Annotated in this window: 16 protein-coding genes; 6 read left to right on the top strand and 10 right to left on the bottom strand. The window is 71.7% G+C overall.

All coding sequences use genetic code 11. The features are described 5' to 3' along the window. Window positions 1-90: 90 nt before the first annotated feature. From ACE3SG_RS07200 to ACE3SG_RS07170, 7 genes are all read right to left on the bottom strand, one after another. Window positions 91-729, bottom strand: a complete 639-nt coding sequence (locus tag ACE3SG_RS07200) for an MBL fold metallo-hydrolase (protein WP_374563617.1) — start codon at window positions 727-729, stop codon at window positions 91-93. 53 nt (window positions 730-782) lie between these two features. Further along, window positions 783-1,685, bottom strand: coding sequence for a diguanylate cyclase domain-containing protein (locus ACE3SG_RS07195; RefSeq protein WP_374563615.1), 903 nt, complete (start codon window positions 1,683-1,685; stop codon window positions 783-785). A gap of 182 nt (window positions 1,686-1,867) precedes the next feature. Next, entirely contained in the window at window positions 1,868-2,293 is a 426-nt protein-coding gene (locus ACE3SG_RS07190) for a response regulator (protein ID WP_374563613.1), read from the bottom strand. Continuing rightward, a complete protein-coding gene (locus tag ACE3SG_RS07185) occupies window positions 2,293-5,826 on the bottom strand; it encodes a CHASE domain-containing protein (protein ID WP_374563611.1) in 3,534 nt (1,177 codons plus the stop codon). Before ACE3SG_RS07185 ends, ACE3SG_RS07190 begins: the two co-directional genes overlap by 1 nt. Next, window positions 5,823-8,000, bottom strand: coding sequence for a PAS domain S-box protein (locus ACE3SG_RS07180; protein WP_374563609.1), 2,178 nt, complete (start codon window positions 7,998-8,000; stop codon window positions 5,823-5,825). Before ACE3SG_RS07180 ends, ACE3SG_RS07185 begins: the two co-directional genes overlap by 4 nt. A 6-nt stretch (window positions 8,001-8,006) precedes the next feature. Continuing rightward, complete coding sequence (locus ACE3SG_RS07175; RefSeq protein ID WP_374563607.1) at window positions 8,007-9,014, bottom strand: ABC transporter substrate-binding protein; 1,008 nt, start codon at window positions 9,012-9,014, stop codon at window positions 8,007-8,009. Beyond that, window positions 9,011-10,018 carry an ABC transporter substrate-binding protein gene (locus tag ACE3SG_RS07170; protein ID WP_374563605.1) on the bottom strand — a complete coding sequence of 336 codons (1,008 nt, stop codon included), beginning with the start codon at window positions 10,016-10,018 and terminating at the stop codon, window positions 9,011-9,013. Before ACE3SG_RS07170 ends, ACE3SG_RS07175 begins: the two co-directional genes overlap by 4 nt. Window positions 10,019-10,211: 193 nt before the next feature. Here ACE3SG_RS07170 and ACE3SG_RS07165 point away from each other — a divergent pair, with 193 nt between their 5' ends. Further along, entirely contained in the window at window positions 10,212-11,105 is an 894-nt protein-coding gene (locus ACE3SG_RS07165) for a DMT family transporter (RefSeq protein ID WP_374563603.1), read from the top strand. 263 nt (window positions 11,106-11,368) lie between these two features. On the opposite strand, the gene ACE3SG_RS07160 is transcribed toward ACE3SG_RS07165, so the two are convergent. The 3 genes from ACE3SG_RS07160 to ACE3SG_RS07150 form a co-directional block, all read right to left on the bottom strand. Then, on the bottom strand, window positions 11,369-11,977 hold the full coding sequence (locus ACE3SG_RS07160) for a DUF937 domain-containing protein (RefSeq protein WP_374563601.1): 609 nt from the start codon (window positions 11,975-11,977) through the stop codon (window positions 11,369-11,371). 36 nt (window positions 11,978-12,013) lie between these two features. Next, window positions 12,014-12,424 (bottom strand): DUF3597 domain-containing protein, encoded by a 411-nt coding sequence (locus tag ACE3SG_RS07155; protein WP_374563600.1) that lies wholly within the window; start codon window positions 12,422-12,424, stop codon window positions 12,014-12,016. A 150-nt stretch (window positions 12,425-12,574) separates the two neighbouring features. Continuing rightward, on the bottom strand, window positions 12,575-13,363 hold the full coding sequence (locus tag ACE3SG_RS07150; RefSeq protein WP_374563598.1) for an exodeoxyribonuclease III: 789 nt from the start codon (window positions 13,361-13,363) through the stop codon (window positions 12,575-12,577). A 23-nt stretch (window positions 13,364-13,386) separates the two neighbouring features. Here ACE3SG_RS07150 and pyrE point away from each other — a divergent pair, with 23 nt between their 5' ends. The 5 genes from pyrE to ACE3SG_RS07125 all read left to right on the top strand — a co-directional run bounded on the left by pyrE (window position 13,387) and on the right by ACE3SG_RS07125 (window position 17,271). After that, window positions 13,387-14,052: an orotate phosphoribosyltransferase gene (gene pyrE, locus ACE3SG_RS07145; RefSeq protein WP_374563596.1), complete on the top strand. Its 666-nt coding sequence runs from the start codon at window positions 13,387-13,389 to the stop codon at window positions 14,050-14,052. An 8-nt stretch (window positions 14,053-14,060) separates the two neighbouring features. Continuing rightward, window positions 14,061-14,768, top strand: coding sequence for a DUF4124 domain-containing protein (locus ACE3SG_RS07140; RefSeq protein ID WP_374563594.1), 708 nt, complete (start codon window positions 14,061-14,063; stop codon window positions 14,766-14,768). A 44-nt stretch (window positions 14,769-14,812) separates the two neighbouring features. Then, the gene (locus ACE3SG_RS07135; protein ID WP_374563592.1) at window positions 14,813-15,214 is read left to right on the top strand and encodes an MliC family protein; all 402 of its coding nucleotides are present in this window, start codon (window positions 14,813-14,815) and stop codon (window positions 15,212-15,214) included. Window positions 15,215-15,292: 78 nt separating this feature from the next. Then, the gene (locus tag ACE3SG_RS07130; RefSeq protein WP_374563591.1) at window positions 15,293-16,918 is read left to right on the top strand and encodes a S10 family peptidase; all 1,626 of its coding nucleotides are present in this window, start codon (window positions 15,293-15,295) and stop codon (window positions 16,916-16,918) included. Then, on the top strand, window positions 16,915-17,271 hold the full coding sequence (locus tag ACE3SG_RS07125; protein ID WP_374563589.1) for an EF-hand domain-containing protein: 357 nt from the start codon (window positions 16,915-16,917) through the stop codon (window positions 17,269-17,271). The genes ACE3SG_RS07130 and ACE3SG_RS07125 overlap by 4 nt, the downstream gene beginning before the upstream one ends. The last annotated feature ends 51 nt before the right edge of the window (window positions 17,272-17,322 follow it).

Raw genomic sequence — 17,322 nt, 5'->3', positions numbered from 1 at the left:
AAATTCACCAACGCCTGCAAGTTAGGGGGGTGCCCCCGCATGGGCGCACGGCGCCCGGCCAGAAGCGGCCCGCCCCGACGGGCGCGCGCGTCAGGTGCCGGCGACGAAGGGGTTGCTGCGGCGCTCGTGGCCGAAGCTGCTTTCGGGGCCGTGGCCGGGGATGAAGACGGTCTCGTCGCCTATCGGCCACAGGCGCTGCGTGATGCTGGCGATCAGCGTCGCATGGTCACCGCCCGGGAAATCGGTGCGGCCGATCGAGCCGGCGAACAGCACGTCGCCGACGAAGCAACGCCGGGCTTCGGCACTGTGGAAAACGACATGGCCCGGCGTGTGGCCGGGGCAGTGGCGCACCGTCAGCGTGCTGTGGCCGAGCGTGACCGTGTCGCCGTCGTCGAGCCAGCGGGTCGGCGTGAACGGCTCGGCCGGCGGAAAGCCGAACATCTTGCTCTGCTGCGGCAGCCCGTCGATCCAGAACTGGTCACCCGGGTGCGGGCCGATGATCGGCAGCCCCAGCTCGCGGGCCAGCGTGCCGGTGCCGCCGGCATGGTCGATGTGGGCGTGGGTCAGCCACAGGGCGACCAGCTTCAGGCCCCGTTCGGCGACGGCCGCCTTCAGCCGCTCGACCTCGCCGCCGGGGTCGATCAGCGCAGCGTCAAGCGTCTGGTCGCACCAGACGAGCGAACAGTTCTGCTGGAACGGCGTGACGGGGAGGGTGTGGTAGTGCAGCACGGGCGAGATGTTCGCATGACGGCCAGGGCCACCGGTGCCAACCGGCCCCGCGCTCAGGCCTGGCGCACGGTCGCGCGGCCTTCGCGCTTGGCGGTGTACATCGCCTCGTCGGCGCGGGCGATCAGCTGCTCGGCGCTGGCCTCGCCGGCGGCGAACTCGACCACCCCGATGCTGGCGCTGATGCCGACCTCGCCACCGGGCACGGCCACCGGCATCGACAAGGCCTGCAGCAGCTTTTGCGCCACCGCCTGCGCCGCGTCGTCGGGCCCGACCACCGGCAACAGCACGATGAACTCGTCGCCGCCGACGCGCGACACCGTGTCGCTGGCGCGCACGCCGGCCAGCATGCGCTGCGCAGCGGCCAGCAGCACGGCATCACCGGCAGCATGGCCGTGCACGTCGTTGACCTGCTTGAAGTGGTCGAGGTCGATGAACAGCAGCGCGCCGCGGCTACCCGAGCGGTCGGTGGCGTTGAGCGCCATGCGCAAGCGGTCAAGCAGCAGTGCGCGGGTCGGCAGGCCGGTCAGGTGGTCGTGCATCGCACGCTGGATCAGCTTCTGCTCGACGCGCTTGCGGTGCGCCGCGTACTGCAGCGCGCGCCGCAGCAGGCCGGCGTCGAACGAGCCTTTGACGAGGTAGTCCTGGGCGCCGTTGACGACGGCGGACAGGCCGACCTCCTCGTCGTCGTTGCCCGACAGCACGATGATCGGCACCTGCTCGGTCTGGTCGCGCAGCAGCGCCAGCGCTTCGAGGCCGTCGCAATCGGGCAGGCCCAGGTCGAGCAGCACCGCGGTGCAGCCCGGCTCGCGGCCCAGGCGCAGGCCCGCGGCGCGCACGGTCTGGTCCCAGCGCAGCTCGGGCAGCGTGCCCGGCGGGGCGTCGTCGAACATCGTGCGCACCAGGCGGGCGTCGCCCGGGTTGTCCTCGACCAGCAGCACGTAGGGCGAATCAGACATGGGCGAGGGCGGTCGTGCGCTCAGAGGGTGAGAGCTTTTCGGCCGTGCCCGAAAGGCGTGTCAGAGCGCGACGGATCGAGGCGCAAAGCGCAGCCATAGCTCGGGCTATGGCGAGCATTTGCAGCGAAGGGCCGGCGGGTTTTGGCGCGCAAGGCGGGCATGGGTGAAAGACTCTCAACCTCTCAGGTGGTGCGGCTGGGCAGCAGCACGGCGCCGAGCCAGTAGGACTGGATGTGGTCGACCAGCGCGAGGTAGTCTTCGAAGTCGGCCGGCTTGACCATGTAGGCATTGCCATGGGCGCGGTAGGCGTCGAGCACGTCCTGGCGCGCCGCCGACGAGGTCAGCACGATGACCGGGATGCTGCTCAGCTCGGGATCACGCTTGATCTCGGCCAGCACCTCCTTGCCGCCGATGCCGGGCAGGTTCAGGTCGAGCAGCACCAGGTCGGGCACCGGGGCTTCGCGGTGCGCGCCGGTGCGGTGCAGGAAATCGAGCGCCGCGCCGCCATCGGCCACCCAGTGCAGCGCGGCCGGTGCCTCGCACTCGGTCATGGCTTCTCGCACCAGCCGCATGTCGGCCGGGTTGTCTTCGACGAGCAGGATGTTCATCACTGGGTGTCGAGAGCCCGCGGCGTGTCGGGCGCTTCTGCCTCCGCTGGGGCCATGGTAAAGAAAAAGGTCGCGCCCTGGCCAGGAATCGATTCGACGCCGATGTGCCCACCGTGGCGTTCGACCACCTTCTTGCAGATCGCCAGCCCGATGCCGGTGCCCGGGATCTCGGCCCGGTGCAGGCGCTGGAAGATCGTGAAGATCTGCTCGTGGAAGCGGGGCTCGATGCCGATGCCCTGGTCGGCCACGCTGATGCGCCAAGCGCCGTCGGCCTCGCGCGTGGCCGACACGTGCACCACCGGCACCTGGCCGGGCTGGTGGAACTTCAGGCCGTTCTCGATCAGGTTCTGCAGCAGCTGCACCAGCTGCGCGCGGTCACCCAGCACCCGCGGCAACGGGCCGTGGGTCAGCCGGGCCTGGCTGTCGTGCAGCGCGCCGGCCAGGCGCCGGCGGGCGTCGTCGAACACCGCCTGCATCGCCACCGGGCGCATCGGCCCGGCGCTGCTGTCGAGCCGGGCCAGGCTCAGCAGGTCCGACACCAGCGCCTGCGCGCGCTTGGCGCCTTCGCCGATCAGCTGGACGAACTCCTGCCCCTCGGGGCTGAGCTGGGCCTGGTGGCGGCGCAGCAGCAGCTGGCTGTAGCTGGCCACCGTGCGCAGCGGCTCTTTCAGGTCGTGCGAGGCGACGTAGGCGAACTGCGCCAGCTCGGCATTCGAGCGCTGCAGGGCCTCGGTCTTGGTCTTCAGCTCGGCGTCGGCCGCGACGCGGGCACTGATGTCTTCGACGATCGCGACGAAACCGGTGGTGCGGCTGTCTTCGACGATCGCGGCCGAGACCGCGCGGGCCCAGACGATGCGGCCGTCGGCATGCAGGTAGCGGTACTCGCCGGCGAACGAGGCCAGGCCCTGGATCGCCTGCCGCCAGGCCTGGTCGACCTGCGCCGCGTCGTCGGCATGGATCGCCCGCCCCCAGCCGCCGATGCGTGCATCGTCCAGGCTCAGGCCGGCGATGCGCAGGTAGGCCGGGTTGCCGTAGACCAGTTGGCCCTGGGCGTCGGTGAAGATCACACCCACCGGCGAGGCGCGCAGCACCGCCTGCAGCTGGCGCTCGGCCTCGCGCGCCGCCTGCTCGCTGTCGCGCAGCGCCTGGGCCGCGCGCTCGCGCTCGGTGATGTCGCGGATGATGCCGCTGCAAAAGCGCCCGCCGGCGCTGTCCCAGCTGGCCAGCGACAGCTCGATCGGGAACTCGCGCCCGTCGGCGTGCAGGCCGGTCAGCTGCATCGCATGGCCCAGCGCGTGCGCCGGCAGCCCGGCCTGCACCCGCAGCAGCCCCTCGCGCAATGCCGGCTGGTCGCGCGCCGGCACCAGCCGGGCCAGGGCCTGGTCGCGCATCTGCGCTTCGGTGTGGCCGAAGATGGCCTGCGCCGCGCCGTTCCACGAGCGCACGCGGCCGGCGCTGTCGACGATGACGATCGCCTCGCTGGCCGACTCGGCCAGCGAGCGGAACTGGGCCTGCGAATCGCGCACCGCGACGTTCATGTCTTCGGCCAGCAGCAGCGCGCGTTCGCGGGTCAGCGTCAGGGCCCGCACCAGGGCGAACAGCAGCAGGCTCAGGCCGACGCCGGCGATCAGCACGATCTGGGCCTTCTGCAGGTCGATGTGGGACTCGAACAGCGGCAGGCCGTCGACCTGCAGCGTCCACGCCTGTTCGGGCAGCACCAGCGTGCTGCGGCTGCTGAACGCCGGCGCGCCGGCGCCGGCGCCAGCGCGGCCGCCGTTGTCGAACAGCAGGTGGTCTGCGTCGAGCAGGTCGCGCCCGCTGTACAGCCGCACCGCCACGCCCTCGAGCTCGGCCACCGGGCCGAGCGCCGCGCGCATCAGGTTGGTCATGCGCAGCGGGCTGTAGACGAAGCCCAGCAGCTGCGCCCGGCGCTGCGCGACGGTCTCGACCGGCTGGCCCTGGCGGTAGACCGGCAGGTACATCAGCACGCCGGCCTGCACGTCGTGCTCGCCCTCGGGCCGTGCGGCGGCCTCTTGACCGTCTGCTCGCTCGGGTCGCTCCTGCACCAGCGTGACCTTGCCCGACAGCGCCGGCTCGCCGCTGTCGCGCGCCCGCTCCATCGCTGCGCGGCGGGTGGCCTCGCTGAACATGTCGTAGCCGAACGCGCGCCGGTTGCGGGCGTCGAACGGCTCGATGTAGACGATCGCGGCGTACGCGTCGCGCTCGCCGGCCGGGCGCACCGCGAAGTCGGCAAAGCCCTCGGCGCGCACCGCCTGCTCGTGCGCAGCCCGCTCGTCCGGGCGCAACCAGCGGGCGAAGCCCAGCGCCTGGATGCCGGGGTAGCTTTGCGCCAGCCCCAGCTGCTGCACATAGGCCCGCCAGTCTGCACGGCTGACATCGTCGGACGCGGCGAACAGGCCCACCGCGCCGCGCAGCACCTGCTCGTTGGCGGTCATCCGGGCGTCGATCCGGTCGCGGATGTCTTCGGCGACATAGGCAAAGCGTTCGTGTGCGCGCCGCTCGGTGTCGTCGGCCACCAGGTGCCAGCCGACCACCGCGACGCCCAGGCAGCCCAGCAGCACCGCCCAGGGCACGGCCAGGTCGCGCTTGACCACGCGCTGGCGGCCCAGCTGCTGGCGCTCGCGCCGGTCGGCCGCCAGCACCAGGCCGGTCACGGCAGCCAGGCCGACGAAGGTCTGCAGCACGATCAGCGCGTCGTTCAGCAAACCGCGCGAGAACGGGCCCAGCCCGCGCGTGGTGCCCCAGACCGCCAGGCTGGCCGTCAGCAGCGTGGCGGCGGCCGCGCCGAGCGGGCCGTGGCGGTAGGCGGCCCAGGCGATGCACAGCATGAACAGCCAGACGAGCCGGCGGTCGGCGTTCGGCGCGCTGGCCGGGTAGGCGAACACCAGCACCCCGAGCGCCGCCACCACGCCCAACAGCGCCAGCACCGGCAGCGTCGCCCGCAGCGACCCCGGCGTGATGACGCGGCGGCGCAGCGCCATCAACAGCGGTGCGAGCACCAGCATGCCGGTGGCGTCGCCGGTCCACCAGGTCAGCGCCACGGTGCTGGTGGCCGCCCGCGCGACGATGCCGGCGGCCAGCAGCGTGGCGGTGCCGATGGCGGCGCTGGCCGCGCTGGCCAGCGCGACGATGACGATGAACTTGGCCACGTCGGCCAGGCGCTCGAATGGGCTGGGCTTGCCGATCCAGTGCCGCAGCAGCGTGGCGCCGAGCCAAGCCTCGAGCGAGTTGCCGACGGTGATGCCCGCCGAGGCACCCAGCACGACCGGCAGCGCCGCACCGTTGGCGGCGAAGACCACGGCGTTGGCGGCGAACGCACCGAGCGCAACGCCCGGCCACAGGCGCCGCCCACCGACGGCCAGCGCCGCCAGCGCGATGCCCGACGGCGGCCACACCGGCGAGGCGTTGCTGTGCTGGAACGCCAGCAGCAGGCCGAGCCGGGCCGCGGCGTAGTAGGCCAGCGCCAGCGCCGGCACCGCCAGCCACCACCCGCTGCGGCGGATGAGCCTCACGGCACGGCCCCCTGGTGCCCGTCGGCGGCGGCCAGCGTGAACCAGAAGGTCGAGCCGCGACCCGGCACCGAGTCGACGCCGATCTGCCCGCCGTGGCGTTCGACCACCTTCTTGCAGATCGCCAGCCCGATGCCGGTGCCCGGGTACTCGTCGCGCAAGTGCAGGCGCTGGAACAGCGTGAAGACGCGCTGGTGGAACTTGGGCTCGATGCCGATGCCGTTGTCAGCCACGCTGATGCGCCAGCGCCCGTCGGCCTGCTGCTGCGCACCCACGTGCACCCGCGGCGGCGCGGCGCTTCGGAACTTCAGCGCGTTGGCCAGCAGGTTCTGCAGCAGCTGGGCCAGCTGGCGCCGGTCGGCCCAGACGGTTGGCAGCGCTTCGTCGTGCGTGATCTGCGCCCCGCTGTCTTGCACCAGCAGCTGCAGCCCGCGCACCACCTCGTCGAGCACCGCCTGCAGCGGCACCGCCGCCATCGGCTTGCCATGGCTGTTGACGCGCGCCAGGCTCAGCAGGTCGCCGATCAGGGCCTGGGCGCGCCGGCCGCCGTCTTCGACGAAGCCCATGAACTCGCGCGCCTCGGCCGGCAGGCTGTCGCCATGGCGGCGCAGGATCAGTTGGGTGTAGCTGGTGACCATGCGCAGCGGCTCTTGCAAGTCGTGCGAGGCGACGTAGGCGAACTGCTCGAGCTCGGCGTTCGAGCGGGCCAGCTCCTGGCTGCGGGCGGCCAGCTCGGCGTCGAGCGCGCGGCGGGCGGTGATGTCTTCGACCGTGCCGATGTAGCCGATCACCCGCCCGCCTTCGCGCAGCGCCACGCCATTCGCGCGCACCCAGACCACCCGGCCATCGGGCCGCAGGTAGCGGTGCTCGGACGCGATGACGCTGGTGCCCGCGCGGGCATCGCGGAACGTCGCGCGCACCTGTTCCCGGTCTTGCGGGTGGATGGCCTGTTCCCAGCCGTCGCCCAGGCTCTGCACCAGACTCATCCCGGCGATCGACAACCAGGCCGGGTTGACGTAGACACAGCGCGCCGCGGCATCGGCGTGGAACATGCCCAGCGGCGACGACTCCATCACCACGCGCAGCTGGCGCTCGCTCTGGCGCAGCGCCGTCAGGTCGTGGCCCATCACATAGATGCCGATCGTGCGGCCCTGCTCGTTGCGGTGCGGGATGTAGTTCAGGTGCACCGCCCAGAGGCGCCCGCGCCGCACCAGCTCGGCGTCGAACTCGACCGCCTCGCCGGCAAAGGCGCGCGCCAGGTAGGGGGCGAACAAGGCCAGGCTGTCGACGTCTTCGAGCGCGTCGAGCGGCTGGCCGACGATGGCGCGCTGGGGCAGGCCGTGCCAGGCCTCGTAGGCCTTGTTGACCATCGTGTAGCGGTGGTCGGCGCCGATATAGCCGATCAGCGCCGGCACGTTGTCGGTCACCAGCCGCAGGCGCAGCTCCGAGGCGCGCAATGCGTCGGTCTGCTCGGCCAGCGCGCCGGCCATGGCATCGACCGCGCGCGCGGTGTCGCCCAATTCGTCCGCCGCCTCGACATGGCAACGCGCCGACAGGTCGCCGGCGCGGATGCGAGTGACCGCGGCCTCGATGCGCGCCAGCGGCCGCAGCACGCGGCGCCAGACCATCAGCCCCAGCGCGACCAGCAGCACCAGCAGCAGCCCCGGCGTGGCCAGCACCATCAGGTGGTAGCGGCGCTGGTCGTCGGCCAGGCGCACGGCGGTGCCGTGGGCCCAGCGGTGGCCGCTTTCGATCACCTCCTGGGTCTCGGTCAGCAGGCGCTCGACCAGCAGCTCGTGGCGCCGCTGGTCCAGCGCCGACGAGGCGGTGGCCGACTGCTCGACCAGCTTGCCGAACAGCGGCGGCAGGTGGTCGATGCTGCGCCGCAGCTCGAGTAGCGCGGGCGACGGCGAGCGCTCGAGCGCCCGATCGACCGTGGCCACCAGCTGCTGGTGGCGCAGCCGCCATTGCGACGCGGCGCGCTCGCCGCCATAGGTGGCGAACTCGTTGGTCAGGGTCAGCAGGCTGGCCACGTCGCGCGACACGTCTTGCGCATCGGCCTGCTGCTGCAGTGCGGCCTGGTTGACCCGCATCGCCTGCGCCAGCCCGAGCACCAGCACGCCGGTCATCACCGCGGCGATCACGGCCGAGACGGCGAGCTGGTGGCGGATGCGCATGGCGCGTCAGGGCATCGGCAGGCTGACCGCCTGCGGCGCGACCTTGCGCAGCGGTGCGGGGTCGACCGCGCCCAGCAGCGTGCCGACGCGCTGGCCAGGCTCGACCAGGCGCTCGCGGATGGCCCAACGGGCCTGGCTGTCCATCGTGCTGAGCAGCGCCGGGGTCAGGCTCAGCCGGTACTCGTGCTCGCCCAGCGCGACCCGGGCCAGGGCGATGTCGAGCTGCAGCCGGCTGGCCAGGATCTCGGCCGCCTCGGCCGGGCGCTCGGCGATCAGTTGCTGGGCCCGCAGCAGGGCGCGCAGCAGGCGCTGCACATCGGCCTCGCGCGCGGCCAGCAGCGCCCGGCCGCAGGCCAGCACGAAATGCTGGTTGTAGACCCGGGGCGACGGCAGCTCGGCCAGGTCGATGCCGAGCCGGGCCTGCGCCTGCGCGGCGATCGGCTCCCAGATCACCACCGCGTCGACACGGCGCGCGCCCAGCGCGTCGACCAGCTGGTCGATGGCCAGCGGCACGACGCGCACCTCGGCCGCGTCGACCTCGTGGTACAGCAGCCAGCTGTCGAGGTAGAACTGGGCCGAGGTCCTGGCCACCGTGCCGACCCGCTTGCCGCGCAGGTCGGCCGGCACGTTGATGCCGGCACTGCGCCGCGCCACGAGCTTGATCTGCTGCGCAGAGCTGCTGAGCGTGGCGACGATGGTCGCGTTCGACGAGCGCAGGCTGTCCAGCGCGACGACCAGTTCGGCCGAGGTGGCCAGATCGGCCTGGCCTTCTTCGAGCTGGGTGAAGCACTGGCGGCCACTGTTGCATTCCTTCAGCCGCACGCCCAGCCCTTCGGCGCTGAAGTAGCCCTTGGCGTCGGCCACGTACAGCGGCAGCGACACCGGGCCGCGCGACACCGCCAGCCGCAGGTCGCCCGCGCTGGCGGCGCCCAGCAGCCCCAGCCCGGCCAGCAGGCCGACCGCCAGCCGGCGGCACAGCCGCTGCCAACGGGTGGACGCCGAAACCGGGCTCATCGCAGGATCGTCGCGTTGTCCGGCAGCGCGCGGCGCAGCGGGCCGGGTTCGACATAACGCAGGTAGTTGGGCACCCGCTGGCCGGCCGGCACATGGCCTTCACGCAGCGCCCATCGGGCCTCGGCTTCGAGCGTGGTGATGAGCGACTGGTTCAGCCCCAGCCGGTAGTCCAGGTCGTTCCAGACCCAGTCAACGAAAGCCTGGTCCAGGCCCAGGCGCTGCATCAGCACGGCCTGCGCGTCGCGGGGCCGCTCGGCGATGAAGCGCTGGGCCCGCGCCAGCGCGCGCAGCACGCGCACCACGTCGTCCTCGCGCTCGGCCAGCACGCGCCGGCTGGCCACCAGGTTGAACGACTCGGTGTAGATGCGCGGGCTGGGCAACACGATGGCGTCGGGCCCGACGGCCCGCACCGCCAGCCAGCCGTCGGGCTCCCACACCGCGAGCGCGTCGACCTCGCGCCGCTCGAGCGCGCCGGCCATGGCCTCGGGCGCCAGCGCGACGATCTTGACGGCCTGCGGGTCGATGTTGTTGAACAGCAGGAAGGCGTCGAGAAAGTAGTGCGCGCTGCTGCCCTTGACGGTGCCCACGCGCTTGCCCTCCAGCAGCGCGGCGGCCGAGATGCCAGCGCTGCGGCGGGCGATCAGCTTCAGGTCGTTGGCGGCGGTGACGAAGGTCGCGACGACCGCATAGTCGTCGCGGCCGAAGCTGTTGAACATCACAGGCAGGTCGGACGCGGTGGCCAGCGCCGCCGCGCCGTCGAACAGCTGGCGCAGGCAGCGCTGGCCGCCGATGCATTCGGTGACCCGCACCGCCACGCCCTCGGCCACGAACAGGCCCTGCGCATCGGCCACCTGGATCGGCAACGACAACGCGGTGCGCGCCGCGGCCAGCACCAGCTCGGCGGCCCGCGACGCGCTCACCGCGCCGGCCAACGCCAGGCCCGTCAGCAGCAGCGCCGCGAATCGCCGGGCTCGAACCCCACCTGTCGTGCAACCGATGTGCATGGCGTCCTCTGTCTGCGTGGCTCGGTGCCGTGCGACCGTGCGCCGGTGCACGGCCCCCGGCGAGGCCCTCGCGGCCCGATCGCCTGGGCCATCTTCGGCCCCGAGCCGCGGGCTGTCCAGTGCGCCGTGGCGGCCGTGTGGGCTGCGCGCTGCGGCTATGCTCATCGGCTTTGCCGTACAACAAGACATCGACATGAAACGCTGGCAGGCCGACGGGCTGCTCTTGGCCGTGGCCGCGATCTGGGGCCTGGCGTTCGTGCCGCAATCCTGGGGCATGGACAGCATGCAGCCGATGGGATTCACCGGGCTGCGCTTTGCGCTGGGCGCGCTGGTGGTGGCGCCGCTGGCGTGGCGCGAGCGGGGCCGGCCGGCGCCGCCGCAACCCCGCGGTGGCCCGCCGCGCTGGCTGCTGTTGCTGGGCCTGGGCACGCTGATCTTCCTGGGCGCGGCGCTGCAGCAGATCGGGCTGCTGACCACCAGCGTCACCAACGCCAGCTTCCTGACCGCGCTGTACGTGCCGGCGGTGCCGTTGCTGGGCTGGCTGCTGTTTCGCCACCGGCCGCACTGGCTGGCGTGGCCGGCCGCGCTGGGCTGCGTGGCGGGCACCTGGCTGTTGACCGGTGGCCAGGCGGTGCAGATGGTGGTCGGCGACTGGTGGGTCATCGCCAGCAGCCTGCCGTGGGCGCTGCACGTGGTGCTGGTCGGCTGGGCCGCCGGCCGCCTGGGCGCGCCCTACACGGTGGCCTGCGTGCAGTTCGCGGTCTGCAGCGCGCTCAGCCTGGTGGCCGCGGTGGCGCTGGAAAGCATGAGCTGGGACGCAGTGCGGGCCGCGGCCGGCGCGATCGCCTACACCGGGCTGGTGTCGGTCGGCATCGGCTACACCGCGCAGGTGGTGGCGCAGCGCCACACCCACGCGGCCGATGCGGCGCTGGTGCTGTCGAGCGAGGCGGTGTTCGCGGCGTTCTTCGGCGCGCTGCTGGCCGGCGACCGCCTCAGCGCCAGCGGCTGGGCCGGCTGCGCTGTGATCCTGGGCTGCATCCTGCTGGCGCAGCTGCCGCTGCTGGCGGCCGCGGTGGTCAAGCGTTAGAAACGGCGCGCCGCCACGGGGACGCCCACGTGGCGCCGAGCCGATGCCGCGGCAGGGCGCCTGGGGCTCGAACGGGACAGGGCACTAGTGTCCTGTCCCGCAAATAGCTGACATTTGGACGGGCCGAAATGGGGATGAACGCAAGGCGCCGAGCCGGGCAGATACCGGGTGGTATCTGCCCGGCTTGGCAACGCGGCGAGCACCCCATTGCGGCCCGCTGCGCAGCAGTTCGGCCAGATGGCAGTTATTTGTGGGACAGGACACTAGCCTATCGCCTTGCCTGCCATGCGCAGGATGTCGTCCAGCGGGTTGCCATCGCCGTTCATGTCGAGCATCGCGCCCAGCCCCGGTGCGCCCCCACCGCCAGACGCGCCGCCCAGCAAACCACCGAGCAGGCCGCCGAGCCCACCCCCCAGGCCGCCGCCGAGGCCACCACCGGTCTCGGACGTAGGCTGCACGGCCGAGGCCCCGCCTTGCTTGGCCATGTAGCCGGCGACCATCATCGCCAGCATCGGCAGCATTTTTCGCAGCAACGAGGGGTCGAGGCCCGACTGCGCCGACGCGTTCTGCGCGACCGTCCGGCTCACGTCCTTGGAGCCGAAGATCTGCCCCAGCACCTCGTTGCCCGGGCTCACATCGGTAGGCTGCGAGGCCAGCACCTGGTCGAGCATGCCACCGCCGCCGAGTTGCCCCAGCAGGCCACCCAACCCCTCGAGCCCGGCCGGGTGCGACTGCGCCTGCTTCTTGAGCCCGCCGAGGATCGCCGGCACGAGCGCATCGGCGCCGCTGGCGACCTGGCTTTCACTGACGCCGAGTTCCCGGGCCACCGACTGCAGGCCGCCCATCTGGGCCAGGATGTCTGTCATTTGCATGAGATTGCCCCTTGGTGAAACGACACGCGGGCCGGCTCAGTCGAGCAGCTCTTTGGGCACGTTGCCGCCATTGGCCGCGATCTGCGCCAGGACGTTCTTGTGCAGCCACATGTTCATCTTGGCCGAGTCGCCCATCAGGTCGTCCGGGCAGTGCAGTTCGACGGCCAGCTCCTTGCGCGCCGCAAAGCTGCTGTCGATGTCCAGCAGCTTGAGCAGATCGACGATCGAGGTGCGCCAGTTGAGCTTCTGCGGGTTCGCGGCCGCGCGCTGCTCGAGTTGCGCCACGACATCGACCAGCGCGATCGGGTTGACCACCGGGGCCGAAGCGGCGACGCCCGGGCTCGCCGGGGCGGCGGAGGGGGCCGGTGCCGCCGGCGCCTGGTCAGCGGCGGCGGCGTCGTCGCTGCCAATGCCGAGCTTCGCGAGTATCTTGCTGAAGAATCCCATGACGTGCTCCTTGCGGGCCGCAAAGACAGCGCAACAAGGCGGAATTGCAGGCCGCGCGGTCCTGGACCACCGGCGCATGGTACGGACAAGCCAGGGCGGGGTCGAGCAATTCCCGCCACGCCAGGTGGCGCGATCCTCGGCCCGGGTGGCTCAGAGCGTGAAGTCGTAGTCGATCGTCAGCGGCGCATGGTCCGAGAAGCGCGGCTCGAGGTGGATCTGCTCGCGGTGGGCGTGCGCGGCCAGCGCCGGCGTGGCCAGGTGGTAGTCCAGCCGCCAGCCGACGTTCTTGGCCCAGGCCTGGCCGCGGTTGCTCCACCAGGTGTATTGCTCGGCCTTGTCGTTCAGGCGCCGAAACACGTCGACCAGGCCGGCTTCTTCGAGCAGCCGCGTCATCCAGGCGCGCTCTTCGGGCAGGAAGCCGGAGTTCTTCTGGTTGCCCTTCCAGTTCTTCAGGTCGATCTCCTTGTGGGCGATGTTGACATCGCCGACCAGGATGAACTGGCGCTGGCCCTTGAGCGACAGCAGGTGCGGGTAGATCACGTCGAGAAAGCGGTACTTGGCCAGCTGCCGCTCTTCGCCCGACGAGCCGCTGGGGAAATAGCAGCTGATGATGCTGAGCTTGCGGCCGGGCTTGTCGAAGCGGACCTCGACATAGCGGCCTTCGTCGTCGAACTCGCGCTCGCCCAGGCCGGTGATGACCTCGCTGGGCTCGTGGCGGGTGTACAGGCCGACGCCCGAGTAGCCCTTCTTCTGGGCATAGTGGAAGTGGCCGTTCATGCCCGCCACCTGCTCGAAGCGGCCGGCCACGTCGGCGGCCTGGGCCTTGACCTCCTGCACCCCCATACAATCGGCTTGACTTTGCTCAGCCCATTGGACAAAACCTTTGTTGGCGGCCGAACGAATGCCGTTCAGGTTGAGCGTGACCAGGCGAAAACCCATGGGTGTTGTCCTCGATGTCGAACATGGCCTCCACTGACCCGCTGGCGCAGGCATTCGTGAAGTTCTCGGTGGAAGCCGGGGTGCTGCGCTTCGGCGACTTCAAGACCAAGGCTGGTCGACAGTCGCCTTACTTCTTCAACACCGGTCTGTTCGACGACGGTGCCAAGCTCGCGCGATTGGGCGAATTCTATGCACGCCGGTTGATCGCCTCGGGCCTCGAATTCGACATGCTGTTCGGCCCGGCCTACAAGGGCATCACGCTCGCCGCGGCGGTGGCGATCGGGCTGGCGAAAGAGGGCAAGAGCGTGCCCTACGCCTACAACCGCAAGGAAGCCAAGGACCACGGCGAGGGCGGCACCTTGGTCGGCGCACCGGTCAAGGGCCGGGTGCTGATCATCGATGACGTGATCACCGACGGCGCCTCCAAGCGCGAGGCGGCCGACATGATCCGCGCCGCCGGCGCCACGCCAGTGGGCGTGGCGATCACGATGGACCGGCAAGAGCGCGCCAGCGACAACGCGGCGGACAACCGTTCCGGCGTGCAATACGTTGAGCAGGTCCTGGGCCTTCGGGTCCTGTCCATCGCCACGCTGGCCGACCTGATGCAATTCCTGGCTGAAACCGACGACCCCGTGCTGAAGGCGAACGCCGGCCGCGTCGAGGCCTACCGCCAGCGCTACGGCGTGTGAGCCAGGCCATGCGCAACACCTGGGCCGGCCTGCTGGTGGTGTTGACCGGGGCGGCGGGCGCCGCCACGCCGCCGAAGCCGTCCAAGCCGGGTGATGCGCCGGCCACGTCGATCTACACCTGCATCGACGCGCAAGGCCACCGGCTCAGCTCGGACCGGCCGATCCCCGAGTGCATCGCCCAGGAACAACGCATGCTCAACCGCGACGGCAGCCCCAAGGGCGTGCTGCCGCCGGCGCAAAGCCCTGAAGAGAAAGCCCGGGCCGACAAGGCCAAGCGTGATGCCGACCAGGCCCGCCTGGCGCGCGAGGCCGAGGCCCGGCGCGACCGCGCCTTGCTGACGCGCTACCCCGACCTGGTGCGGCACGACACCGCGCGCACCCGGGCGCAAGAGCCGGTGGACAAGCAGATCGAGGCCGCCCGCCGGCGCCTGGCCGAGCTGGAAGTCGAAAACCAGGCGCTGCAGCGCGAACGCGAGTCCACCCCCGGCAAGGTGCTGCCGCAGTCGCTGCGCGCGCGCATCGCCGCCAACGAAGGCGCGATCGAAGCCCAGAACATCATCTTGCGCGACCAGGAAGCCGAGCGCGAGCGCCTGACCCAGCAGTTCGACGCCGAGCTGCAGCGGCTGCGGGCCCTGTGGGCCGGCGCCGCGCCGGGCGCGATGGGGCCGATCACGACGCCGTCGGCACCGGCGAGCCGCGCATCCTCGGCCCCGTGAGCGCCGCGGCGCCCTTTTTTGACCCTCACTTCGCGATCAGCCCGATGACCGACCTGCCCACCTCGCCGTTCACCCGCCACCCCGCCCGCCACCCCGCCCACCAGTGGCTGCTCGCCGGCGCGATGGCGCTGGCCGGCACGGCAGCGATCGCCGGGCCCGCCGACTACCAATGCGACGGCGGCACGACGCTGAAGGGCGATTTCTCGCCCCGCGGTGCCCAGGTGCGCTACGAAGGCGAGAACTGGACGCTGCAGCGGGTGCGCGACTCGCGCGAGGCCCGCTACGTGTCGCCCAAGGCCGGCGTCACGATCACGCTGGTCAAGCGCGATGCGGTGCTGGAACGCAAGGGCCAGGACAAGCTGTCGTGCAAGCTCGTCGTGCAGGCGCTGCGGCCCGAGGCCCTGGGCATGGCGCCCCCCGAAAGCGCCAGCAAGCCGTCGCGCTGACCGCGGGCTGGCACCGCCCGGCGCCCGTCTCGTCACAGCCGCTCACTCGGCCTGCGGGCCCGGCGTTAAGCTGCCGCCATGCACCTGCCCCTGTTGACTCGCCGTTCGGCCGCCCATGCGCGGCGCACCCGGCCCTGGTCTGCCGCCATCGGCGGCGGCCTGCTCGCGCTGCTGGTCGCGGCCTGCGGCGGCGGTGGCGGCGGGGGTGATGGCGGCGGCGGCAGCGATGTCGAGCTGGCCTACGACGACCCGGTGAGCTACAGCAGTGCGCCCGGCTCGGCCTTGGGCAGCGCCACCGAAGCCGCCGCGGTGACCCAGCACACGCTGGCGCTGGGCGGCGGCACGCTGGCCTACACCGCCACCGCGGGCCATTTGACGGCCCGCGCGCTGGTCGGCGATTCGGCCCTGGCCAGCATGTTCTACGTCGCCTACACCAAGGACGGCGCCGACCCGGCGACGCGGCCGGTGACCTTCTTCTACAACGGCGGCCCCGGCTCGGCCAGCGTCTGGCTGCACCTGGGCTCGTTCGGCCCGAAGCGGCTGGTGACCGGCGCACCCAGCACCGCGCCGGTGAAGCCGTTTGCGCTGGTCGACAACACCGAATCGCTGCTCGACCAGTCGGACCTGGTGTTCATCGACGCGGTCGGCACCGGCCTGTCCGAGGCGATCAGCCCGTACATGAACCGCAGCTTCTGGGGCGTGGACGCCGACGCGGACCTGTTCCGCGACGCGATCCGGCGCTGGCTGGCCTTGAACGGCCGCAACGCGTCGCCGCTGTTCCTGTTCGGCGAAAGCTACGGCACGCTGCGCAGCGCGGTGCTGGCCGAGCGGCTCGAATCGGCCGGCGTGCCGCTGGCCGGCGTGGTGCTGCAGTCGTCGATCCTCGACTACAACAGCAACTGCGCGGTCTTCGCACCCGACTCGACCGACTGCACCGGCTTCTTGCCGACCTACTCGGCCGTCGGCGCCTGGTTCGAGCTGACGAACCCGGTGCCGACCGACCTCGGCGCCTTCCTCGGCGAGATGCGCAGCTTCGCCGAGCTGAGCTACCACCCGGCGGTCGAAGACCACCTGGCCGGCACCGGCAGCCCGAGCGACGCGCTGTACAACCAGCTGGTCGACAACACCGGCGCGACCTACAGCCTGTGGCAGAGCGAGTTCAGCCTCGGGCCCGACCGCTTCCAGCACCAGCTGATCGCCGGCCAGTTGACCGGCCGCTACGACGCCCGCATGGCGGTGCCGATCGGCAGCCCGCTGGCGCAAGAAGGCGACCCGTCGTCGACCGTCATCAGCAGCGAGTTCAGCGACGCGATCCGCGCCTACCTGCCGCATGTGCTGGGCTATGGCACGAAGACGCCGTATGCCACCGTCACCAATGCGATCGACTACTGGGATTTCTCACACGACGGCAATGTCGTGCCCGACGGCGTGCCCGACCTGGCCGCCGCGATGACGCTGAACCCGGCGCTGCAGGTGCTGTCGCTGTCGGGGGTCGACGACCTGGCGACGCCGTTCTACCAGACCGAGCGTGACCTCCAACGCCTGCCGGCCCTGGCGCCGCGCTTCACGGTTCGAACCTATGCCGGCGGCCACATGACCTACCTCGACGATGGCTCGCGCCAGGTCGAAAAGGCCGACCTGGTGGCGTTCTACCAAGCTGCGCTGGCGGCCGCCCGCGCGTCGAACCCGGAGGTGGCGAAATGAAACACTGGCAACGCCAGGCCTTCGCCGCGACCGCGGCCCTGCTGGCCACCGTCTGCACCTTTGCCGCCACGCCGATGCTGCGCGACCCGGCGCTGCCCGAAGCGCTGCGCCACACCCGGCCGGCGCTGGCCAGCGAGGGCGCGGCGCTGCAGGCGCAGGTCGATGCCAAGCTGCGCAGCCGCTTCGAGGCGGCCGATGTGTCGGGCCAGGGCAGCATCAGCCGCACACAAGCCGAGGCCGCAGGGCTGGGCTTCGTCGCACGTCATTTCGACGCGATCGACGCCGCCGGCCACGGCAGCGTCAGCTGGGCCCAGGTGCGGGCCTACATCGCCGACCGCGCCGCGGCACGGTAGGCGCGCCGCCGGCTTAAGGCGACGCTGGACAGCCTCCCGCGCGGCCCGCGA

This window comes from Ideonella sp. (genome assembly GCF_041914305.1).
Lineage (GTDB): Bacteria > Pseudomonadota > Gammaproteobacteria > Burkholderiales > Burkholderiaceae_C > Ideonella.
This window is presented reverse-complemented; position numbering and strand designations above follow the sequence as displayed.

Coding starts and splice junctions, on each gene's coding strand:
- ACE3SG_RS07195 (WP_374563615.1), bottom strand. CDS start 1,685: ATGTCTGATTCGCCCTACGTGCTGCTGGTCGAGGACAACCCGGGCGAC.
- ACE3SG_RS07190 (WP_374563613.1), bottom strand. CDS start 2,293: ATGAACATCCTGCTCGTCGAAGACAACCCGGCCGACATGCGGCTGGTG.
- ACE3SG_RS07180 (WP_374563609.1), bottom strand. CDS start 8,000: ATGCGCATCCGCCACCAGCTCGCCGTCTCGGCCGTGATCGCCGCGGTG.
- ACE3SG_RS07175 (WP_374563607.1), bottom strand. CDS start 9,014: ATGAGCCCGGTTTCGGCGTCCACCCGTTGGCAGCGGCTGTGCCGCCGG.
- ACE3SG_RS07170 (WP_374563605.1), bottom strand. CDS start 10,018: ATGCACATCGGTTGCACGACAGGTGGGGTTCGAGCCCGGCGATTCGCG.
- ACE3SG_RS07165 (WP_374563603.1), top strand. CDS start 10,212: ATGAAACGCTGGCAGGCCGACGGGCTGCTCTTGGCCGTGGCCGCGATC.
- ACE3SG_RS07160 (WP_374563601.1), bottom strand. CDS start 11,977: ATGCAAATGACAGACATCCTGGCCCAGATGGGCGGCCTGCAGTCGGTG.
- ACE3SG_RS07155 (WP_374563600.1), bottom strand. CDS start 12,424: ATGGGATTCTTCAGCAAGATACTCGCGAAGCTCGGCATTGGCAGCGAC.
- ACE3SG_RS07150 (WP_374563598.1), bottom strand. CDS start 13,363: ATGGGTTTTCGCCTGGTCACGCTCAACCTGAACGGCATTCGTTCGGCC.
- pyrE (WP_374563596.1), top strand. CDS start 13,387: ATGGCCTCCACTGACCCGCTGGCGCAGGCATTCGTGAAGTTCTCGGTG.
- ACE3SG_RS07140 (WP_374563594.1), top strand. CDS start 14,061: ATGCGCAACACCTGGGCCGGCCTGCTGGTGGTGTTGACCGGGGCGGCG.
- ACE3SG_RS07135 (WP_374563592.1), top strand. CDS start 14,813: ATGACCGACCTGCCCACCTCGCCGTTCACCCGCCACCCCGCCCGCCAC.
- ACE3SG_RS07130 (WP_374563591.1), top strand. CDS start 15,293: ATGCACCTGCCCCTGTTGACTCGCCGTTCGGCCGCCCATGCGCGGCGC.
- ACE3SG_RS07125 (WP_374563589.1), top strand. CDS start 16,915: ATGAAACACTGGCAACGCCAGGCCTTCGCCGCGACCGCGGCCCTGCTG.